The sequence below is a fragment of the Streptomyces sp. NPDC005004 genome, from assembly GCF_053600675.1.
The window spans coordinates 99,001-119,179 of sequence record NZ_JBSGAH010000017.1; the positions used below are offsets into that span (position 1 = coordinate 99,001).

16 protein-coding genes are annotated in these 20,179 nt (G+C 73.1%); 4 read left to right on the forward strand and 12 right to left on the reverse strand.

Annotated elements, in window-relative coordinates; translation table 11 throughout:
* Window positions 1–256: 256 nt before the first annotated feature.
* The 6 genes from ACWEEU_RS23705 to ACWEEU_RS23730 form a co-directional block, all read right to left on the reverse strand.
* Window positions 257–808, reverse strand: coding sequence for a hypothetical protein (locus ACWEEU_RS23705; RefSeq protein WP_451734791.1), 552 nt, complete (start codon window positions 806–808; stop codon window positions 257–259).
* A complete protein-coding gene (locus ACWEEU_RS23710; RefSeq protein ID WP_078496114.1) occupies window positions 793–1,929 on the reverse strand; it encodes a ParA family protein in 1,137 nt (378 codons plus the stop codon). Before ACWEEU_RS23710 ends, ACWEEU_RS23705 begins: the two co-directional genes overlap by 16 nt.
* A 413-nt stretch (window positions 1,930–2,342) precedes the next feature.
* The gene (gene ald, locus ACWEEU_RS23715; protein ID WP_451734794.1) at window positions 2,343–3,467 is read right to left on the reverse strand and encodes an alanine dehydrogenase; all 1,125 of its coding nucleotides are present in this window, start codon (window positions 3,465–3,467) and stop codon (window positions 2,343–2,345) included.
* Window positions 3,468–3,603: 136 nt separating this feature from the next.
* Window positions 3,604–5,694 (reverse strand): tetratricopeptide repeat protein, encoded by a 2,091-nt coding sequence (locus ACWEEU_RS23720; protein ID WP_451734795.1) that lies wholly within the window; start codon window positions 5,692–5,694, stop codon window positions 3,604–3,606.
* A gap of 163 nt (window positions 5,695–5,857) precedes the next feature.
* The gene (locus ACWEEU_RS23725) at window positions 5,858–6,484 is read right to left on the reverse strand and encodes an NUDIX domain-containing protein (protein ID WP_451734797.1); all 627 of its coding nucleotides are present in this window, start codon (window positions 6,482–6,484) and stop codon (window positions 5,858–5,860) included.
* 84 nt (window positions 6,485–6,568) lie between these two features.
* Window positions 6,569–8,236, reverse strand: a complete 1,668-nt coding sequence (locus ACWEEU_RS23730) for a CTP synthase (RefSeq protein ID WP_199586100.1) — start codon at window positions 8,234–8,236, stop codon at window positions 6,569–6,571.
* 543 nt (window positions 8,237–8,779) lie between these two features.
* Between ACWEEU_RS23730 and ACWEEU_RS23735 the strand changes: the two genes are divergently transcribed.
* From ACWEEU_RS23735 to ACWEEU_RS23745, 3 genes are all read left to right on the forward strand, one after another.
* Complete coding sequence (locus ACWEEU_RS23735) at window positions 8,780–10,582, forward strand: glycoside hydrolase family 15 protein (protein WP_451734825.1); 1,803 nt, start codon at window positions 8,780–8,782, stop codon at window positions 10,580–10,582.
* 92 nt (window positions 10,583–10,674) lie between these two features.
* Entirely contained in the window at window positions 10,675–12,057 is a 1,383-nt protein-coding gene (locus tag ACWEEU_RS23740) for an FAD-binding protein (RefSeq protein ID WP_451734799.1), read from the forward strand.
* An 89-nt stretch (window positions 12,058–12,146) separates the two neighbouring features.
* Window positions 12,147–13,790, forward strand: coding sequence for a PucR family transcriptional regulator (locus tag ACWEEU_RS23745; RefSeq protein ID WP_451734801.1), 1,644 nt, complete (start codon window positions 12,147–12,149; stop codon window positions 13,788–13,790).
* A gap of 10 nt (window positions 13,791–13,800) precedes the next feature.
* Here ACWEEU_RS23745 and ACWEEU_RS23750 read toward each other — a convergent pair whose 3' ends face one another.
* From ACWEEU_RS23750 to ACWEEU_RS23775, 6 genes are all read right to left on the reverse strand, one after another.
* A complete protein-coding gene (locus tag ACWEEU_RS23750; protein WP_451734803.1) occupies window positions 13,801–14,937 on the reverse strand; it encodes a glycosyltransferase family 4 protein in 1,137 nt (378 codons plus the stop codon).
* 193 nt (window positions 14,938–15,130) lie between these two features.
* Entirely contained in the window at window positions 15,131–15,919 is a 789-nt protein-coding gene (locus ACWEEU_RS23755) for a hypothetical protein (protein ID WP_385747089.1), read from the reverse strand.
* 51 nt (window positions 15,920–15,970) lie between these two features.
* Window positions 15,971–17,713, reverse strand: coding sequence for a DNA repair protein RecN (gene recN / locus ACWEEU_RS23760; RefSeq protein WP_451734805.1), 1,743 nt, complete (start codon window positions 17,711–17,713; stop codon window positions 15,971–15,973).
* Between the two features lie 39 nt (window positions 17,714–17,752).
* Window positions 17,753–18,673, reverse strand: a complete 921-nt coding sequence (locus tag ACWEEU_RS23765; RefSeq protein ID WP_356103937.1) for an NAD kinase — start codon at window positions 18,671–18,673, stop codon at window positions 17,753–17,755.
* A complete protein-coding gene (locus tag ACWEEU_RS23770; RefSeq protein ID WP_385747093.1) occupies window positions 18,670–19,485 on the reverse strand; it encodes a TlyA family RNA methyltransferase in 816 nt (271 codons plus the stop codon). The genes ACWEEU_RS23765 and ACWEEU_RS23770 overlap by 4 nt, the downstream gene beginning before the upstream one ends.
* Window positions 19,486–19,507: 22 nt before the next feature.
* Window positions 19,508–19,789 (reverse strand): hypothetical protein, encoded by a 282-nt coding sequence (locus ACWEEU_RS23775; protein WP_385747095.1) that lies wholly within the window; start codon window positions 19,787–19,789, stop codon window positions 19,508–19,510.
* Window positions 19,790–19,831: 42 nt separating this feature from the next.
* Between ACWEEU_RS23775 and ACWEEU_RS23780 the strand changes: the two genes are divergently transcribed.
* Complete coding sequence (locus tag ACWEEU_RS23780) at window positions 19,832–20,179, forward strand: sterol-binding protein (protein WP_451734808.1); 348 nt, start codon at window positions 19,832–19,834, stop codon at window positions 20,177–20,179.

Consider the following 20,179-nt stretch of genomic DNA (forward strand, 5'->3'; position numbering starts at 1 on the left):
CGCCACCCCCTGACACGGCTTCGGGCACCCCCGCGGGCGACGCCGCTCCAGTCACCGGCTCGGGGTCTGCCGGAGCCGCCGCCGCAGGCATGACGCCCCGGCCCAGGGGGCGTCTCGGGCCGGGGGTGGGGGCGTGGTTCGGGGTCATGGAGGTCGCAGGCTATCGGGGCGGGCGGACAAAGCGCGGCTAGGGCCTGTCTGACAATTCCCGTCGTCGCCCGGAGTCGCGCGGCAGACGAGAATGGCCAGACGGGCCCTAGCGCCCCCGAAGGCGGCGGACCAGGATGCTGGCCTCGCCGCGGGCCTCCAGGTCGGCCAGGACCACGGCGACCGCCTCGCGGACGATGCGGCCGCGGTCGACGGCGAGGCCGTGCTCGCCGCGCAGCACCAGGCGGGCGTGCTCGAGGTCCATGAGTTCCTCGGCGGAGACGTACACCGTGATCTTCTCGTCGTGGCGCTCGCGCCCGCTGGGGCGCCGGGAGGCGGCGCGCCCGCGCTTGCGGGGCTGCTCGGCGCCGGAGCCGTCCGGCGGCGGCTGCCGCCGCGCGGGCCGGATGCGGGACTCACCGGTCTCGGAGGACTCCGGGCCGACCGCCGCCGTGTGTTCCGCGCCCTCGCCGTCGCCGCCCTGCGCGGGCACCGCCTGCGGCGCGTCCTCCGCCTGCGCGGCGGCGGCCGCCGGGTCGCTCTCCCCCGCCGGGGCGGGCACCCTGGCATCCCCCCGCCGGGGGGTCGAGGGCTGGAGCGCCATCCCTCCGGTCGTGCGGAACAGTTCGTCGGCTCCGGGCAGACTCACTCGGCGTGACACCGGGCGAGCACCTCCCTGGCGAGCTGGCGGTAGGCGGCGGCACCGACGGAGTTGGAGGCGTACGTGGTGATCGGCTCACCGGCGACGGTGGTCTCGGGGAAGCGGACCGTGCGCCCGATGACCGTGTGGTACACGTGGTCGTCGAACGCCTCGACCACGCGCGCGAGCACCTCACGGCTGTGCACCGTGCGCGAGTCGTACATGGTGGCGAGGATGCCGTCCAGCTCCAGCTCGGGGTTGAGCCGCTCCTGGACCTTCTCGATGGTCTCGGTCAGCAGGGCCACACCGCGCAGCGCGAAGAACTCGCACTCCAGCGGCACGATCACCTTGTGCGCGGCGGTGAGCGCGTTCACGGTGAGCAGGCCGAGCGAGGGCTGACAGTCGATCACGATGTAGTCGTAGTCGTCCATCAGCGGCTTGAGGGCGCGCTGGAGCGTCGACTCGCGCGCGACCTCGGAGACCAACTGCACCTCGGCGGCGGACAGGTCGATGTTGGAGGGCAGCAGGTCCATGTTGGGGACCGCCGTCTTCAGCAGGACCTCGTCGGCCGACATGCCCCGCTCCATGAGCAGGTTGTAGACCGTGAGGTCCAGCTCCATCGGGTTGACGCCGAGACCCACCGACAGCGCGCCCTGCGGGTCGAAGTCCACGAGCAGCACACGCCGGCCGTACTCCGCGAGCGCGGCACCCAGGTTGATGGTCGACGTGGTCTTGCCGACGCCGCCCTTCTGGTTGCACATCGCGATGATCTTCGCGGGGCCGTGGTCGGTCAGCGGGCCCGGGATCGGGAAGTACGGCAGCGGGCGCCCGGTCGGGCCGACGCGCTCACGGCGCTGACGGGCCGCGTCGGGCGCGAGCGTGGCCGCGTACTCCGGATCGGGCTCGTACTCGGCGTCGGGGTCGTAGAAGTGCCCCTCGGGCAGTTCGTCGTAGTCGGCGAAGTGGTTGTGGGGCGCGCCACTTCCGTCGCCGGCCATGGCGTTCACGTGATGGCCATCCATGCTCTGGTGTGCTGTCCGGACCGTCTGCGGTTCCGGACTCTGGTGGGCTGCGAAGGTGCGCACAGCTACGGAGCCGACAGCCTCGAATCCCGTGGGGTCCTGGTGACCCCGTGCCGGCATTCCTGGTTGACCACCCCCGGGAGAAAATGTCGACTCATTCACAAGTCGTCTTACCTCCTTGGTGACCAGGAAACTTCTAGACAAGGTCAGCGTGGCACCATGCCGACGGTTGGCGACTCTATGGCGTGTCGGCGGTCCGCAGCAACACAATCCGCCGGACCCGGCCGGATGTGTCGACAATGAAACATCCCTCTGTCAAGGGCGTACGACCGTCGCACAGCAGGTTTCACCGGTGTACGAATCGGTCGAAGGGTTACGTTCGAGGCGAGTTGACCGAGTGTCGCAAAGTGACCATACACACATCCGGCCGGACCTTCGGGCAAGGTCCGGCCGGGTGCGCGGTGTTGACGGGATGTGTTGACGAATCGCCTTTACGACGCTGACGACTTGACGACTCGCCGCAGCCGTCGGTGTCAGCCGATCAGCGCGTCGATGCTCACGTGGTCCAGACCGTGGGCCTCGGCGACCTCCTTGTAGACCACCTTGCCGTCATGGGTGTTGAGACCCCGGGCGAGGGCGGCGTCGCGGCGCAGCGCCTCGACCCAGCCGTTGTTGGCCAGCGAGACGATGTAGGGAAGCGTCGCGTTGGTGAGCGCGTTGGTGGAGGTGTTGGGCACCGCGCCGGGCATGTTGGCGACGCAGTAGAAGACCGAGTTGTGCACCCGGAAGGTCGGCTCGGCGTGCGTGGTCGGACGGGAGTCCTCGAAGCAGCCGCCCTGGTCGATCGCGATGTCGACAAGGACACTTCCGGGCTTCATCCGGGACACCATCTCGTTGGTGACCAGCTTCGGGGCCTTGGCGCCCGGGATGAGGACGGCGCCGATGACGAGGTCGGCGTCGAGGACCGCCTTCTCCAGCTCGAAGGCGTTGGACATGATCGCCTTGACCTTGCTGCCGAAGATCCGGTCGGCCTCGCGCAGCTTGTTGATGTCGCGGTCGAGCAGCGTCACCTCGAAGCCCATGCCGACGGCGATCTGCACGGCGTTCCAGCCGGAGACGCCGCCGCCGATGACCACGGCCTTGGCCGGGGTCACGCCGGGCACGCCGCCGGGGAGCACGCCGCGGCCACCGGCCGGGCGCATCAGGTGGTAGGCGCCGACCTGCGGGGCGAGGCGGCCCGCGACCTCGGACATCGGGGCGAGCAGCGGCAGCGCGCGGTTGGCCAGCTCGACCGTCTCGTACGCGATGGCGGTGGTGCTGGACTCCAGGAGGGCGTCCGTGCACTCGCGGGAGGCGGCCAGGTGCAGGTAGGTGAAGAGGATCTGGTCCTTGCGCAGCCGGTGGTACTCCTCCGCGACGGGCTCCTTGACCTTCAGCAGCAGGTCGGCGGTGGCCCACACCTCGTCGGCGCTGTCGAGGATGCCCGCACCGGCGGCGATGTACTCCTCGTCCGTGATCGAGGAGCCGAGGCCGGCGCCGCGCTCGACGACGACCTGGTGGCCGTTGCGCACCAGCTCGTGCACGCCGGCGGGGGTGATGGCCACCCGGAACTCGTTGTTCTTGACCTCGCGGGGGATGCCGACCTTCACGTCGATCACGGTCCTTGGCTCAGAGGGTAGGGGGTGCACTGAAAGACATACCGGGCGCGCTGGCGCACACCGGGAGACACCGCAGGAGAACGTGCGGCAGAGCCAGTTTAATGAAGGTGTTCTGCGTGTCTAGCCTTTCATTGCATCAATCTTCAGCGGAGGGACTACGGATTTCGCAGGCATTGGCGAGGGGTTCCGGACCGATCGCCCCCGTGGGGTCCGGCTCCGGGTCCCGCGCCGGGCCCTCCTTCCCCAGGATGCGCTCCGCGGCGGCGCGGTGCAGGCGGGCGGCGGTGGGGTCGCCGAGACGGTCCAGGGTGTCGGCCATGCGCAGCTGGAGCGCGGCCTGGAGCCGGCTGTCCTCGGCGCGTCGTGCCCACTCGGCGGCCTCGCGGCAGGTGCGCAGCGATTCCTCGGGGCGCCCGGCGTACTCCTGGACGCGGGCGGTCTCGCTGAGCGCCCGGGCATAGGCGACGGTGTCGCCCTCCCTGCGGTAACCGGCCGCCGCGGAGCGCCAGTTGCGCAGTGCCTCGCCGTAACGGCCCGCGTAGGTGTGGGCGGTGGCGATGCGGCCGTAGAGCCGGGCGGCGTGGGCGCGTTCGTCCCGGGCGAGCCGGTCGGCGAGCGCGCGGCCGAACCAGTCGGCGGCCCGGTCGTGGTCGCCCAGCTCCTGGTGGGCGCCGCCGACGGATTCCATCGCGCGGCCGGTGGCGTAGGGGTCGTTCGCCGCGCGTCCGGCGTCCAGGGCGGCCCGGTAGCGGGCGAGCGCGTCGCGGACACGGCCGGTCTGGGCGTCGAGGTCGCCGAGGTTGAGCAGGGCGGCGGCCTTCTCGCGGGGCAGGCCGCGCCGCTCGGCCACGTCGAGGACGAGACCGTGGATGCCGTAGAGGTCGGCCGCGGCGGCCTGGGTGCCGAAGTGGGCGACCATGGCGCGCACGAGCTGGGACATCAGACGGCGGGCGAGGGTGTCGAGGTCGCCGTCGGCCACGGCGAGCCGGGCGGCGGCCAGCAGGGCGGGGCGGCGGACGGTGAGCCACTCGGCGGCGGCCTCGGGGCTCGCGAAGCGCAGCGCGGGGGGCAGCGAGCGCAGCTTCTCGCGGGCCTGCGGACTGCCGGTATCGGCGGCGGCGCGGCAGGACTGGAGCAGCCGTACGTCGCGCTCCAGGACGCGGGCGCGGGCCAACTGGAGTTCCGCCGGGCGCTCCTCCTTCTCGGCGAGGGCGCGCAGCAGGGGGTGCAGACAGCCGGGCACCTCGTACTCGGGCAGCGGGGCGTCGGCGGCGTGCAGCAGGCCGAGGGCGGTGAGGTCGTCCAGGACGGCGCGGGCGCGGGCGGGCGAGCAGCCGGCCAGGGCGGAGGCGGTGTGGGGGTCGACGGTCCCGGCCGGGGCCTGGGAGAGCAGCCGCAGCAGCCGGGCGGAGGCGACGGGCAGCCGGTCGTGCACGAGCCGGAGAACGCGGGTGAGCGGGGGGCTGTCGCCGCCGTCGTCGGTGTCGGCGTGCATCCGTTTGGCGAGGTCGGAGATCCCGGCCTGGGGGCGCGAGGCGAGCCAGCCGCCGGCGAGGGTGAGCGCGGCGGGCTGTCCCTGGCAGATCTCGGCCAGGTTCTCGGCGGAGCGCGGGTCGACGGTGACGCGCACCGACCCGGCCCAGCGGGTGAGGAGCTCGACGGCCGACTTGGTGTCGAGGCCGCCCAGGGTGCAGGGGCGGACCCCGGGAATGCCGGTCAGCGGGCCCCCGGAGACGGCGACGACCAGGCAGTCCGGGGCGTCCGGGAGCAGGGCGTCGACCTGTTCGGCGCCGGTCGCGTCGTCCAGCAGGAGCAGTACGCGGCGGCCGGTGAGGGCGGTGCGCAGCGCCTCCGTGAGCACGTCCTCGGGCGCTCCGGCGGGGGCGGGCACGCCGAGGGCGGTGAGCAGGTCGCGGGCGGTGCGCTCGACCGGTACGGGAGTGCCGTCGGGGTCGGCGAGCCGGGCACGCAGGACGCCGTCGGGGTAACGGGGAGCGAGCTGCCGGACGAGTTCCCCGGCGAGAGCGGTGCGGCCGGAGCCGGGGCGTCCGGCGATGAGGAGCACCCGTGCGCGGGGGGCCTTTCGGCCGGCGAGGGTGTCCAGGCCCGCGCGCTCGATGTCGGCGCGCAGCTCTTTCAACTCCCGTGTGCGTCCCAGGAATGAGGCCGGTGCGGCTGGAGGCTCCGCCGGCCGCACATCGTCCTGGTCCACCGCCTGATCCGTCACGGGTCACGCTCCCGTCCCACCGCACGCGCAAAGCCCGCCGGTTCTTCCGGTACGGGCGATTCCAGAGCCTAGTTCACGCTCTGCGACCTTCCCGTGGGAGCGGGGCGGTGACATCCCCCGATCGGATCAAGCGATGGTCACACCAATACCGTCACCTGCCTCGTCAGGCGCTGAAGGGCCGCGCGGGCCACGGCGCGTCGGCCGGGCGCAGCGCGTCCAGGCCCTCCCCGCCGCGCGCGGCGACCAGTGAGAGGACGCCCACGACCAGGCAGTTGTTGTGCAGGTCGCCGGCGAGGATCAGCCGGACCAGCTCGTCCACGGGCACGCGCGCGTACTCCATGTCCGTCTCCTCGTGCTCGGTCTCGAACCGCTCGCCCTCCGCTTCGGAGAGATCGCGGGCGAGGAAGATCCGCACCGCCTCGTCGCAGCCGCCCGGCGTGGTGTAGACGTCGGTGAGCACGCGCCAGTCCTCGGCCTTGACGTGCGCCTCCTCGTACAGCTCGCGCTGGGCGGCGTGCAGCGGGTTCTCGCCGGGCACGTCGAGCAGACCGGCGGGGATCTCCCAGAGCTTGTGGCGCACCGGGTGGCGGTACTGGTTGATCAGCAGGACCCGGTCCCGCTCGTCCAGGGCGAGGACGGCGACGGAGCCGGGGTGGACCTGGTAGTCGCGGCGGACCACCGAGCCGTCGGGCATGACCACGTCGTCCGTGCGGACGGCAGTCTTGTTGCCCTTGAAGGGGGTCGCGGTGCCGCGGACCTCCCACTCCTCGGGGGTGTCCTTGATCGTCATGCCCTGTCCTTCCCGTCGCGCAAAGAAAACCGGGGTGCGTCCCTGTTGAAGGTTCGCACCCCGGTCACCGTAACAATCGGTGTGTTACTTGGAGTTCTTCGGCTTGCCCGCCGTCTTGCGCTCGACGGAAGCCTTCACCAGGCCCGCGAACAGCGGGTGCGGCCGGGTCGGCCGGGAGCGCAGCTCGGGGTGCGCCTGCGTGGCGACCAGGTAGGGGTGGACGTCACGCGGGTACTCGACGTACTCGACGAGCTTGCCGTCGGGCGAGGTGCCCGAGAAGAGGACACCGGCCTTCTTCTCCAGCTCGGCGCGGTAGGAGTTGTTGACCTCGTAGCGGTGACGGTGCCGCTCCTCGACGTACTCCTTGCCGTCGTAGACCTCGCGCACGATGGAGCCCTCGGCCAGCTTGGCGGGGTACATGCCGAGCCGCATGGTGCCGCCCATGTCGCCCTCACCGGCGACGATGTCCATCTGCTCGGCCATGGTGGAGATGACCGGGTGGGCGGTGGCCGGGTCGAACTCGGTGGAGTTGGCGTCGGCGATGTCCGCCAGGTTGCGCGCGGCCTCGATCACCACGCACTGCAGGCCCAGGCAGAGGCCGAGCAGCGGGATCTTGTTCTCGCGGGCGTAGCGGATCGCGCCGACCTTGCCGAGCACACCGCGGTCGCCGAAGCCGCCGGGGATGCAGATGCCGTCCACGTCGCCGAGGGCGGCGGCGGCACCGGCCGGGGTCTTGCAGTCGTCCGAGGTGACCCACTTGATCTTGACGCGGGCCTTGTTGGCGAAGCCGCCCGCGCGCAGCGCCTCGGTGACCGAGAGGTAGGCGTCGGGCAGGTCGATGTACTTGCCGACCAGGGCCAGGGTGATCTCGTGGTCCGGCTTGTGGACGCGGTCCAGCAGGTCGTCCCAGGTCGTCCAGTCCACGTCGCGGAAGGGCAGGTCGAGCTTGCGCACGACGTAGGCGTCCAGGCCCTCGCCGTGGATGACCTTCGGGATGTCGTAGATCGAGCGGGCGTCGGGGCAGGCCACGACGGCGGCCTCGTCCACGTCGCACATCAGCGAGATCTTGCGCTTGATGGCGGTGGGGACCTCGCGGTCGCAGCGCAGCACGATGGCGTCCGGCTGGATACCGATGTTGCGCAGCGCGGCGACGGAGTGCTGGGTCGGCTTGGTCTTCAGCTCGCCGGAGGGGCCGATGTAGGGCAGCAGCGAGATGTGGACGACGAAGACGTTGTCCCGGCCGACCTCGTGGCGGACCTGGCGGACGGTCTCCAGGAACGGGAGCGACTCGATGTCGCCGACGGTGCCGCCGACCTCGGTGATGACGACGTCCACCTCGTCGGTGGCCATGCGCCGGATGCGGTGCTTGATCTCGTTGGTGATGTGCGGGATGACCTGCACGGTGTCGCCCAGGTACTCGCCGCGCCGCTCCTTGGCGATCACGGTGGAGTAGACCTGGCCGGTGGTGACGTTCGCGGAGCCGTCGAGGTCGCGGTCGAGGAAGCGCTCGTAGTGGCCGATGTCCAGGTCGGTCTCGGCGCCGTCGTTGGTGACGAACACCTCACCGTGCTGGAAGGGGTTCATCGTGCCCGGGTCCACGTTCAGGTACGGGTCGAGCTTCTGCATCACGACGCGCAGGCCGCGAGCCTTGAGCAGCATTCCGAGGCTCGAGGCGGTGAGGCCCTTGCCGAGCGAGGAGGCGACACCCCCGGTGACGAAGATGTGCTTGGTCGTCGTAGATTTCGGCGGCATGGCCAAGAGGGGGCTCCCGTGGTCGCTGTCTGTGATGCGGAACGGCCGTCGGCCCGGAGGATCATGTCTTCCTCGCGGTGGCGCCGTCGCTGCGGTTCGGGGGTTTTTCTCCCACCGGTCCACGGGCTACCAGGGTATCAGCGCCCGGAGGGGATGGCGCCCGGGCACGCTCCGCGACGACTCGGGCACGCGGCTGTGACCAGTGCGGGAGGTGTCCCCGGGCTGTCACGGGGTTCTCACCCGGTGCTCACTCGTTCGGCTCACACGGGTTGCCCGGAGCGGCGCGCGGATCATCTACGTGCGTCGTATCCTGCTCGGACACTCGCTGCCGAGCCCGGCCGGAACGACGGCACACCCCCGCCCGCACCACCCGCCGGAGACAACTACAGCGCGGCAGTTCGTCGAGCGGGACTGCCGTTTGCCTCAGGGCTCGGACGGCTGCTTTGCTTCACCGCTCAACGACGCATCAACAACGACCCCTTGACCGCACTAGCGACAGCCCCCTCGCGCGGGGGTGACGTGGCCGTTCGACTGGAGTTGCACGTGGCCGGGCGCATCGAAGACTACGCACTCATCGGAGACATGCAGACCGCCGCACTGGTCTGCCGGGACGGCACGGTGGACTGGCTGTGCCTGCCCCGATTCGACTCCCATGCCATCTTCGCCGGCCTGCTGGGCACCGAGGAGCACGGCTTCTGGCGGCTCGGCCCGGCGCACGCGGCCGACGCGCCGCCGCCCAAGGCCGCCCGGCGCGGCTACCGCGGCGACTCGCTGATCCTGGAATCGGAGTGGGACACCCCGAGCGGCACGGTCCGTGTGACCGACTTCATGCCGCCGCGCGACGGCGCCCCGCAGCTCATCCGGATCGTGGAGGGCGTCAGCGGCCGGGTGCCGATGCGCTCGGAGCTGCGGATGCGGTTCTCCTACGGCCGGGTGGTGCCGTGGGTGCACAAGCACGAGAACCGCACGGTGGCGGTGGCGGGCCCGGACTCGGTGTGGTTCGACACGGACGCCGAGACCTACGGCAAGGACCTGACGACGTACTCCGACTTCGCCGTCTCCGCCGGTGAGCGGGTGGCGTTCACGATCTCCTGGCAGCCCTCGCACAAGTCGCCGCCGCCGCTGCCCGAGCCGGAGCAGTCGCTGGAGGCGACGGAGGAGTTCTGGCGCGAGTGGGTCGAGCAGTGCACGTACCACGGCCCCTACCGGGAGGCCGTGATCCGCTCGCTGATCACCCTGAAGGCGCTGACGTACGCCCCGACCGGCGGCATCGTCGCCGCGCCCACGACCTCGCTGCCCGAGGACATCGGGGGCGTGCGGAACTGGGACTACCGCTACACCTGGCTGCGGGACGCGGCGATCACCCTGTCCTCGCTGCTGCGCACCGGCTACCGCGACGAGGCGCGTGCCTGGCGCGAGTGGCTGCTGCGGGCGGTCGCGGGCGACCCGGAGAACCTGCAGATCATGTACGGCATCGCCGGTGAGCGCGAGCTGGGCGAGGCCGAGCTGGACTGGCTGCCGGGGTACGAGCACTCGACCCCGGTCCGGGTGGGCAACGGCGCGGCGCACCAGCTCCAGCTCGACGTGTACGGCGAGGTCATCGAGGCGCTGCACCTGGGCCACATGACGGGGCTCGCCCGCAACGACTACGCCTCGGTGCTCCAGATGAAGCTGATCCGCTATCTGGAGGACCACTGGCGGGAGCCGGACGAGGGCATCTGGGAGGTGCGCGGGCCGCGCCGGCAGTTCGTGCACTCCAAGGTGATGGCCTGGGTCGCCGTGGACCGCACGATCAAGCTGATCGAGTCCGGTGACGCGGAGGGGCCGCTGGAGCGCTGGAAGGAACTGCGCGACGAGATCCACCGTGAGGTCTGCGAGAAGGGATACGACCCGGAGCGCAACACCTTCACGCAGTACTACGGCTCCAAGGAGCTGGACGCCTCCCTGCTGCTCATCCCCCAGATGGGCTTCCTGCCCCCGGACGACAAGCGCGTCATCGGCACCATCGAGGCGATCCAGCGCGAGCTGTCCACCCCGGACGGCTTCATCCTGCGCTACCCCACCGACGGCGAGGACGCGGGCGTCGACGGCCTCCCCGGCGACGAGGGCGCCTTCCTCGCCTGCTCCTTCTGGATGGCCGACGACCTCGCGATGATCGGCCGCGTGGACGAGGCACGCAAGCTCTTCGAAAAGCTCCTCGCCCTCCGCAACGACCTCGGCCTCCTCGCCGAGGAGTGGGACTCCCGCCTGAAACGCCAGGTCGGCAACTTCCCGCAGGCGTTCAGCCATGTGCCCCTGATCGACACGGCGCTGAGGCTGACGGCGTCCGGGGCGTACGGGGGCTGACCACCCGGGTGGCGTGGGGTGCGGATGACCGCCGTGCCCCGCGAGCCTAGGCTGGGAGCGCATTCTGCCCCCGATCTCGGAAGGGGGCGGCCATGGCTTCCCTCTCGAAGGCGGGTGCGGCGTTGGCCGTGCTGCGCGAGGAGCTGGCCGGAGAGGTGTTCGCGCCGGGGGACGCGGGATACGACGAGGCCAGGGCCGTCTACAACGCGATGGTCGACCGGCGGCCCGCGGTGATCGCCCAGTGCGCGGATGTGGCCGACGTGATCCGGGCCGTGCGGTTCGCGCGGGAGCTGGATCTGCCGGTCGCGGTGCGCGGGGGCGGGCACAGTGTGGCCGGTACGGCGCTGGGGGACGGCGCGGTGGTGGTGGATCTGCGCCGGATGCACCAGGTGGACGTCGACCTGGAGGCCCGTGAGGTGCGGGTCGGGGGTGGGGCGACCATGAGCCACATGGACCGGGCCACCCAGCCGTACGGTCTGGCCACCACGGGCGGCCGGGCCTCGACCACCGGAGTCGGCGGGTTCGTGCTCGGCGGTGGCACCGGCTGGCTGGACCGGATCCACGGGCTCGCCGTCGACAACCTCCGCGAGGTGGAGCTGGTGACCGCCGACGCCGAGAAGGTGCGCGCGAGTTCACGGGAGAACCCCGAGCTGTTCTGGGCGCTGCACGGCGGTGGCGGCAATTTCGGCGTGGCGACCGCGCTCACGCTGGGCCTGCACGAGCTGCCCGAGTTCTCGATCGCGCTGCTGCTGTTCGCGCCGGAGGACGGACCCGAGGCGGTCCGCACGTTCCGCGACGTGATCGAGGCGGGACCCGACGGGCTGAGCGGCGCCACGATCTACCTCACCGGGCCGCCCTTCGAGTTCGTCCCCGAGCAGATGGTGGGGCAACTGGTCTGCGCGGTGCTGGTCACGCACGCGGGCTCCCTCGACCTCCTGCACGAGCTGGCGGCGCCGCTGCTGGCGCTGCCGTACGAGGGCGGTCTGGTCGGCGAGGTGCCGTACGCCGACGTGCAGTGCATGATCGACGACCCGCCGGGGCTGCGGAACTACTGGTCGGCCGAGTATCTGACCGGGATGCCGGACGAGCTGGTGGAGGTGTACTGCGCCCTCGCCCGGAACGAGCCCGTGCCGACCGCCACCCAGCACATCCTGTTCCCGCAGGGCGGCGCGATCGCCGCCGGCTCGCACGAGTACCCGGTGCCGTACCGGGACGCGGCCTGGGTCGCGCACCCCTTCGCCGCGTGGGAGGCCCCCGCCGACGACACCCGCGCCGTCGACTGGGTGCGCGAGGTCCGCACGGCGGTGAAGCCGTGGAGCACCGGCGACGTCTACCTGAACTTCATCGGCGACGAGGGCGCGGAGCGGGTCCGCGCCGGGCTCGGCGCGGAGAACCTGCTGCGCCTGGAGAAGGTGAAGCGGGCCTACGATCCGGACAACGTCTTCCGCTTCAACCACAACATCCGTCCGCTGTAGCGGAGTTGGCACGCCGGAGCGGAGCGCCGGTCCCCGGCCGCCACGGCCGGGGCTGTCGGAGCGGCGACCGCGCGGGTAGCGTCCGGCGCATGGACAGCGGTACGGAGAGCGGGGGCGCCCCGCGCGGCGCGGGGATCACCGTCCGGCGGGCCCTGGAACTGCCGGGGCTGCGCGGCGGGCTGCCGGAGGTCCTGGCGGGCGGCGACCGCCTGGGGCGCACGGTGCGCTGGGTGCACGCGGGCGAGGTGCCGAACATCGCCTCGCTGCTCAAGGGCGGCGAGCTGCTGCTCACCACCGGGTACGGTCTCGGCACGCGCCCCGCGGAGCAGCGGGCGTTCGTCCGCACGCTGGCCGAGCGGGGCATCGCCGCGCTGGTGGTGGAGCTGGGCCCGCGCTTCACCCGGCTGCCCGCCGCCCTGGTGGACACGGCTCGGGCGACCGGGCTGCCGCTGGTGCAGCTCCATCGCGAGGTGGCGTTCGTGACCGTCACCGAGGAGATCCACACCGAGATCGTCAACGGGCACTACGCGCTGCTCCAGCGGGCGGAGGAGGTGCACCGCCGCTGCACCGAGGCGCTGCTCGGCGGGGGCGGGGTGCCGCAGATGCTGGGCATCCTGGCGGACTTCGCGGCCAATCCGGTGTTCCTGGAGACGGCGGACGGCCGGCTGCTGTACGCGGCCGGGACGGGACCCGAGGGCGCGGACGCCCTGCAGGTGTGGGAGGGGCTGCGCGCCAAGCAGCGGGACGTGCCGCCCCCGGCCGGTTCGCTGCTGGTGGACGTGCCCGGTGGCGGCCCCGGTCCGGGTTCGGCGCGGGCACGCCTGGTGCTGCTGCCGGTGTGCGGGCCGCTGACCCCGGTGCACCGGATGGCGGCCGAGCGGGCGGCCGGGATCGTCGCCGTGGTGCTGATGCAGGCCCGGCAGGAGGAGGAGCTGGCGGCACGCGGCCGGGGCGACTTCCTGAGCGATCTCGCCGAGGGGCGCATCGCCGCCGAGGACGCCCCGGCGCAAGGCCGGGTGCTGGGCTTCCGGCCCGGCGAGGGCCCGCTGCTGCCGGTCGTGATGCGGCTCGGGGACTGTGTCGCCCCGGGCGCGGGGTGGGCGGTGCTGGCGCAGGCGGTGGCGAAGGAGCTGGCCTCGGTGGGGGTGCCGGTGCTGCTGGGGGTGCGGCCGTTGGAGGGCAGGGTGCCGGTGCTCGCGGGGCTGCGCACCGAGTCGGAGCGAGCCGCCGTCGCGGACCGGGTGGCGGCCGCGCTGCGGACCGGGGTGGAACGGGCCGGGCTGCTGCACCCGGGCGGTCCGCCGCCGCTGGTGGTGGTCGGGGCGGCGGGCGACTGGGCGGCCGTACCGGCGGCGCTGCGGCACGCGGCCGAGGCGGCGGCGGCGCTGCGCGGTCCGGCCGACCGGCCCTGGTACGACGCGCGGCGCCTCGACATCGACCTGCTGCTGTGGCGGCTGCGCGACCACCCGGACCTGGCGGCGTTCGTGGACCGCGCGCTCGGCTCGCTCCTCGAACACGACGCACGCTCGCGGCCACCGCTGCTGCCGACCCTGGAGACCTACCTCGCCCACGCGGGCTGCAAGGCGGAGACCGCCCGCGAACTGCATCTGAACCGGCAGACCCTCTACAACCGGCTCGCCCGGATAGGCGAGTTGCTGGGCACCGACCTCGACGACCCGCAGACGGTACTGGCGTTGAGCCTCGCGCTGCGCGCCCGGGAACACGTGGCGTAGGGCGGACACCTCAGGCGAGCGGCACCGGCAGGGTCAACTCGTCGTAGACGCTGAGGACTTGGGCGACCGTCTCGTCCTCGGTCGGCCAGGTGGCAGCCTGTTGGACGCCCCGTTCACGCAAGCCCTCGCGCCGCTCGGCGTCGGCGAGCAGATCGGTGACGGCGGCGGCGAGGGCGGGTCCGTCGCCGTAGGGGACGAGGTGGGCCGCGTCGCCCACGAGGTCCGGTACCCCGCCGACGGCGGTCGCCACCAGCGGCACCCGGGCGTACAGCGCCTCCTGCGCGAACACCGAGCGCGACTCCCAACGGCCGGTCAGCAGCGCCAGATCGGCGGCGGCGAGCAGGTCGGGCACGTCGTCGCGGAAGCCGAGGAGCCGGACCGGCAGGTGCTCGGCCTCGATCCGGCGCTGCAACTCCGGCCGCAGCGGTCCCTCCCCCGCGACGACGACCAGCGGCTGCGGGTCGAGGTCGCGCCAGGCGCGGGCCGCGTCGAGCAGCGTCTCGTGCCCGCGGTGCCGGTCAAGAGAGGCGACCGAGACGAGCAACGGGCGTCCGGTGGCGCCGAGTTCGGCCCGCACCTTGTCGGCGGGCCGCTCGGGGTCGGGGCCGCGGCCGCCGTACCGGCCGCCCGGCAGGCCCACGGCGGCGAGCCGGGCGTCGCGCGCCCCGGTCCTGCGGGCCCGGTCCACGAGGTCGGAGCTGGTGCCGAGCACGACGGTGGCGGTGCGCATCACGCGCCGCTCCAGCAAGCGCAGCAGATGCGCCCGGGCGCCCTCGGCACGCGCCCGGTTGTGCCAGGTGACGACCAGCGGGGTGGTCCGGCCGCCGAGCGCGAGCACGGTACGGAAGGAGGCGTGCAGGCCGTGCGCGTGGACCAGGTCGGCGTCCGCGCAGGCCGCCCGCAGCGCGGCGACGGCCGCCGGGTCGCTGCTGCGCGGCACGGGCAGGTGCTCGGCTCCGGTCCCGCTGAAGTCGTAGGCGTGGTCCGCCTCGGCCGGTGCGCACACGGTGACCCGCACCCCGCGCGCGACCAGGCCCGCCGCCAGGGAGCGCACATGCGCGCTGCTGCCCGCGTTGCCTCCGCCGAGCACCTGGACGGTGCGCAGCGGCGACTGGCCGGGCGGTGCGGTGCTGCTCACGGGGCTCACGGGGCCGGCTCCTGATTCGGCGGGCATTCACGAAGGGACGTACAGACGGTAGCGGTCGCCGGCGCCGCGAGGAGCTGCCGCGCCCCCTTCGCACCGGCCGCTTTCTCCCTCAAGGATGCCAGGAGCCAAGGCCGTTCCGGGAATCGCCGGTCGGCGGGGGTCCCGGCGGGGAGAGGCAACACACAGGCGCATATCACCCGTGCGGGTGAGCCGGCCGGACCGTGCTGTCGGCGGACCCGAGCGCCCGCGCCCACTCGCTCACCCGTTCCCCGTACACCGTGGCGGCGACGACGGCGACGGCGTGCGCGAGCAGTCCAGCGCGGCCGCTGGCCGCCACCACGGCGGTCCCGAGCGCGGCGCCCAGGGCGTGCGCGCCGCTGTCCCCGATCATCGCGCGCTCCGCCAGGTCCTCGGGCAGCACGGCCGCCGCCGCGCCCGTGGCGGCCGCCGCCAGCGCACCGCCGGGTCCGGAGCGCAGCAGCCCCGGCGTCCCGAGCGCGAGCACCGCCGAGGCGGCGCGGGCGGGGCGTACGTCGAGGAGGTTCACGGTGTGCGCGGCTCCCGCGATCACGACGCCCGCCAGCAGCCGGTCCAGCGGGCGCTGCTTGAGAAACGCCCCCGCCACGAGTGCGGCGGCCGTGATGCCGAACAACTTCACGGCGCCGGAGGTGACGTCGCCCTCGCGCAGTGCGCCGAGGTGGGCCCGGAAGCCCCGGCGCGGGTCGTCGGCCCCGGCGACGTCGTCGTACGCCCCACAGGCACCGGCGGCGAACACCGCGAGCCCGGCGGCGGGGTGGACGCGCGCGGCGGCGAGGGCGGTCGCGGCGGCACAGCCCGGGCCGCAGTACAGCTCCACGGTCCGGCCCGCGTGGTTCTTCCGCCGCCAGCGGCCGGCGCCGCCCGGGGCGAGGGCACGCAGGGCGGCGGTGGCGCCCCGGGTGAGGAGGGCGGCCGTCGCGAAGGTGGTCGCTCTGGTGGTCATCCCGCCACTGTAGAAGGGAGTTGAGCTGCCCCGCCGGGCAGGGGAACCCGCCTACGACTCCCCGCGCGCCGTCGCCAGCAGTTCCTCCGCGTGCGCCCGGGCCGCCTCGGAGTCCTCCTGGCCCGCCAGCATCCGGGAGAGTTCGCGGACGCGTTCCTCGCCCTCCAGGACCTTGACGCCGGAGCGGGTGACCGAGCCGTCGTTGGTCTTCTCCACCAGCAACTGACGGTCGGCGAAGGCGGCGACCTGGGGCAGGTGGGTGACCACGACGACCTGCGCGGTGCGGGCGAGCTTGGCCAGCCGGCGGCCGATCTCGACGGCCGCCTTGCCGCCGACTCCGGCGTCCACCTCGTCGAAGAGGTAGGTCGGCACCGGGTCGGTGCCCGCGAAGACGACCTCCACGGCGAGCATCACACGGGACAGCTCACCGCCGGAGGCGCCCTTGGCGATGGGCCGGGGCGGGGCGCCGGGGTGCGGGGCGAGGAGCAGCTCGACCTCGTCCACGCCGGAGGGGCCGTAGGCGACCGTGCGGCCGCCCGCCTCGACGCCCTCGGGGTCCTCGGTCTGCCGGATGTCGAAGGACACCCGGGCGTGCGGCATGGCGAGGGAGGCCAGCTCGGCGGTGACGGCGGCCGCGAACCGCTCGGCGGCCTCGGTGCGCGCCTTGGTCAACCGCTCGGCCAGCGCGCCCAGTTCGGCGCCGAGTGCGTCGCGTTCGGCGGTCAGCTCGGTGATCCGCTCGTCGTCGCCGTCCAGCTCCGTCAGCCGGGCGGCTCCCTGCTCGGCCCAGGCCAGCACGGCGGTGATGTCCTCGCCGTACTTGCGGGTCAGCGCGTTCAGCGCGGCCCGGCGCTCCTCCACGGCGGCCAGCCGCAGCGGGTCGGCGTCCAGGTCGTCGGCGTACCCGGCCAGCTCGCCCGCCACGTCCCCGGCGAGGATGCCGATCTCCCCGATGCGGTCCGCGAGCGCGGCCAGCGCCGGATCGTGCGAGCGGACCGCCTCCAGCGCCCGGTGGGCACCGGCGATCAGCGTGGCGGCGTCGATGCCCTCGGGGTCCTCGGGGTTCCCGGCGAGGGCGGCGTGCGCGGCGGTCGCGGCGGAGGACAGGGACTCGGCGTGCCCGAGCCGCTCGGCCTCCTCGGCCAGCTCCACGTCCTCCCCGGCGCGCGGCTCGACGGCCGCGATCTCGTCCAGGCCGAAGCGCAGCAGGTCGGCTTCCTGGGCGCGCTCGCGGGCGCGGGTGACGATCTCGTCCAGCTCGGCGCTCACGGCGCGCAGCCGCCGGTAGGCGTCCGTGTAGGCGGCGAGGGGCACCGCGACGGCGTCGCCCGCGTACCGGTCGAGGGCGCCGCGCTGCCGGTTCGCCTTGAGCAGGCCCTGCTGGTCGGTCTGGCCGTGCACGGCCACCAGGTCGTCGGCCAGCTCGGCGAGCAGCCCGACGGGGACGCTGCGGCCGCCGAGGTGCGCCCGGGAGCGGCCCTCGGCGGAGATGGTGCGGCTGATCAGCAGGGCGCCGTCGTCCAGCTCGGCCCCTGCCTCCTCGGCACGTACGACGGCGGGGGCACCGGCGGGTACGGCGATCCGCCCCTCCACCACCGCCTTGCCCGCGCCGAGCCGGACCAACGCCGGGTCGGCGCGCCCGCCGAGCAGCAGCCCCAGGCTGGTGACGACCATGGTCTTGCCCGCACCCGTCTCACCGGTGACAGCGGTGAACCCGGGCGACAGCTCCACCACGGCGTCGTCGATGACCCCGAGCGACCGTATGCGCATCTCCTCCAACACGGAACAGACCATACGAGGTCCGGGGCGGGATGCGCACACAGGCCGCCCATGTCACTCGGTGGTGTGGTCCTGCCGGGCCCCGCGCCAGCCCGTGGTGGGCAGGGCGAACTTCGCCACGAGACGGTCGGTGAAGGACGCGTGGTGCAGCCGGGCCAGCCGGACCGGCACGGCCCCGCGCCGGACCTCCACGCGGGCGCCGGGGGGCAGCTCGATGGTGCGGCGCCCGTCGCACCACAGCACGCCCGGCGGGACGTGCGGCAGCACCTCGACGGCGAGCACCGAGTCCGGGGAGGTGACCAGCGGCTTGGCGAACAGCGCGTGGGCGCTGATCGGCACCATGAGCAGCGCCTCCACCTCGGGCCAGACCACCGGTCCCCCGGCGGAGAAGGCGTAGGCGGTGGACCCGGTGGGCGTGGACAGCACGATGCCGTCGCAGCCGAAGGCGGTGACCGGGCGGCCGTCGATCTCCAGCACCACTTCGAGCATCTTCTCGGCGGAGACCTTCTGGACGGCGGCCTCGTTCAGCGCCCAGTCGGTGTGCACGATGTCACCGTTGCGGTGCACGACCACGTCGATGGTCATGCGCTCTTCGACCTCGTAGGAGCGGGCCACCACCCGGTCGACGACCCGGTCCAGGTCGTCCCGCTCGGCCTCCGCGAGGAAGCCGACGCTGCCGAGGTTGACGCCGAGCATCGGCACCCCGGAGGCGCGGGCGAACTCGGCGCCGCGCAGCAGGGTGCCGTCGCCGCCGAGGACGATCAGCAGCTCGCAGCCGTCCAGGGACTGCGGTGTCGCCTCCCCGACGAGTTCGACCTCGCCCGGCAGCGGCAGGTCGCGCGCTTCCTCCTCCAGCACCCGCACCCCGATGCCGTGCGAGAGCAGGCCCTTGACCACGAGTTCCGCGCTGCGGATCGCAGCCGGGCGCCCGGTGTGGGCGAGCAGGAAAACAGTACGCGCTCGGTTCTGTGTCAACGCGGCCCCTCCGCCACTGCACGATCGACGTCGGCCGGGTCCAGTTCGGGTGCACCGGACCTCAGCCAGAGAAAGTACTCGACATTGCCCGAGGGGCCCGGCAGCGGACTCGCGGTCACTCCTCGCACCCCGAGCCCCAGCTCCCAGGCCTTCTCGGCCACCCCGCGCACGGCCTCCGCCCGCAGTTGCGGACTCCGTACGACTCCCCCGCTGCCCAGCCGTTCCTTGCCCACTTCGAACTGCGGCTTGACCATCATCACCAGATCGGCGTCCGGCGTCACGCACCGCTTGAGGGCGGGCAGCACCAGCCCCAGCGGAATGAAGGACAGATCGCCCACCACCAGGTCCACAGGCTTCCCGTCGATCGCCTCGAGCGTCAACTCACGTACGTTCGTACGGTCCTTGACGGTGACGCGTTCATCGCTCTGCAGCGACCAGGCGAGCTGCCCGTAGCCGACGTCCACGGCGACGACGTGCGCGGCGCCCGCGCGCAGCAGCACGTCGGTGAAGCCGCCGGTGGAGGCGCCCGCGTCCAGCGCGCGTCGGCCCTCGACGACGAGCCCCTCGGGCACGAACGCGGCGAGGGCCCCGGCGAGCTTGTGGCCGCCCCGGGAGACGTACTCGGGGTCGGCGTCGTCGGACTGGACCACGATGGCGGCGGCCGTCTCGACCTGGGTGGCCGGCTTGGTCGCCACGGTCTTGCCGACGCTGACCCGCCCGGCGGCGATCAACTGGCTCGCGTGCTCGCGCGAGCGCGCCAGCTTCCTGCGGACCAGCTCGGCGTCCAGACGGCGGCGTGCGACTCCAGCCACGTTCGGTTCAGCTCCTGACTTCTCACGGTGATGCGGGTCCAGCGGGGTGTCCGGCGGGGACCTGGGGCCCCGGCCGGGCGTCGAGCGCGCCCAGCGCGTCGCGCAGCCCCGCGTGTACATCCTCGTACACCGCGAGGTGTCCGTCGGTCGTGAGGCGGTCGGCGTCGGCCAGCCGGGCCAGGCGGGCGTCCACGCCGGGGTCGCCGGTGGGGGCGCGGGGGACGTTCAGCGGGGCCGGCGCCTCGGGTTCGTACCCGGTGTCGTGCTCGGTGGCGCCCTGCGGCTCGGCGGCGGACTCGCTCATGCCCAGACGCTACCGCGAACGACTGGGGTACCGTCGTGCGCGATGGCCACGATCGAGCAGTGCCGCGCCGCACTGGAGAAGCTTTCGGACAACATGCAGGGCGCCGAGGGCGACATGCGCGCCGCCGCAGCCCTGGACCGCTCGGTGAGCTGTCACATCACCGACCTGGACGTCACCTTCACCGGCCGCATGACGGGCGGCCGGATCGAGGTGGAACGGACCCTGCCGGGTCCGCCGGGCGAGCGGGCACAGATCCGGCTCGCCCTGGCGGGCGACGACCTAGTGTCCCTGGTGCACGGCGAGCTGAACTTCGCGACCGCCTGGGGCTCGGGCCGGGTGCGCCTGGAGGCGAGCCTGCTGGATCTGTTCCGGCTGAGAAAGCTGCTGTGA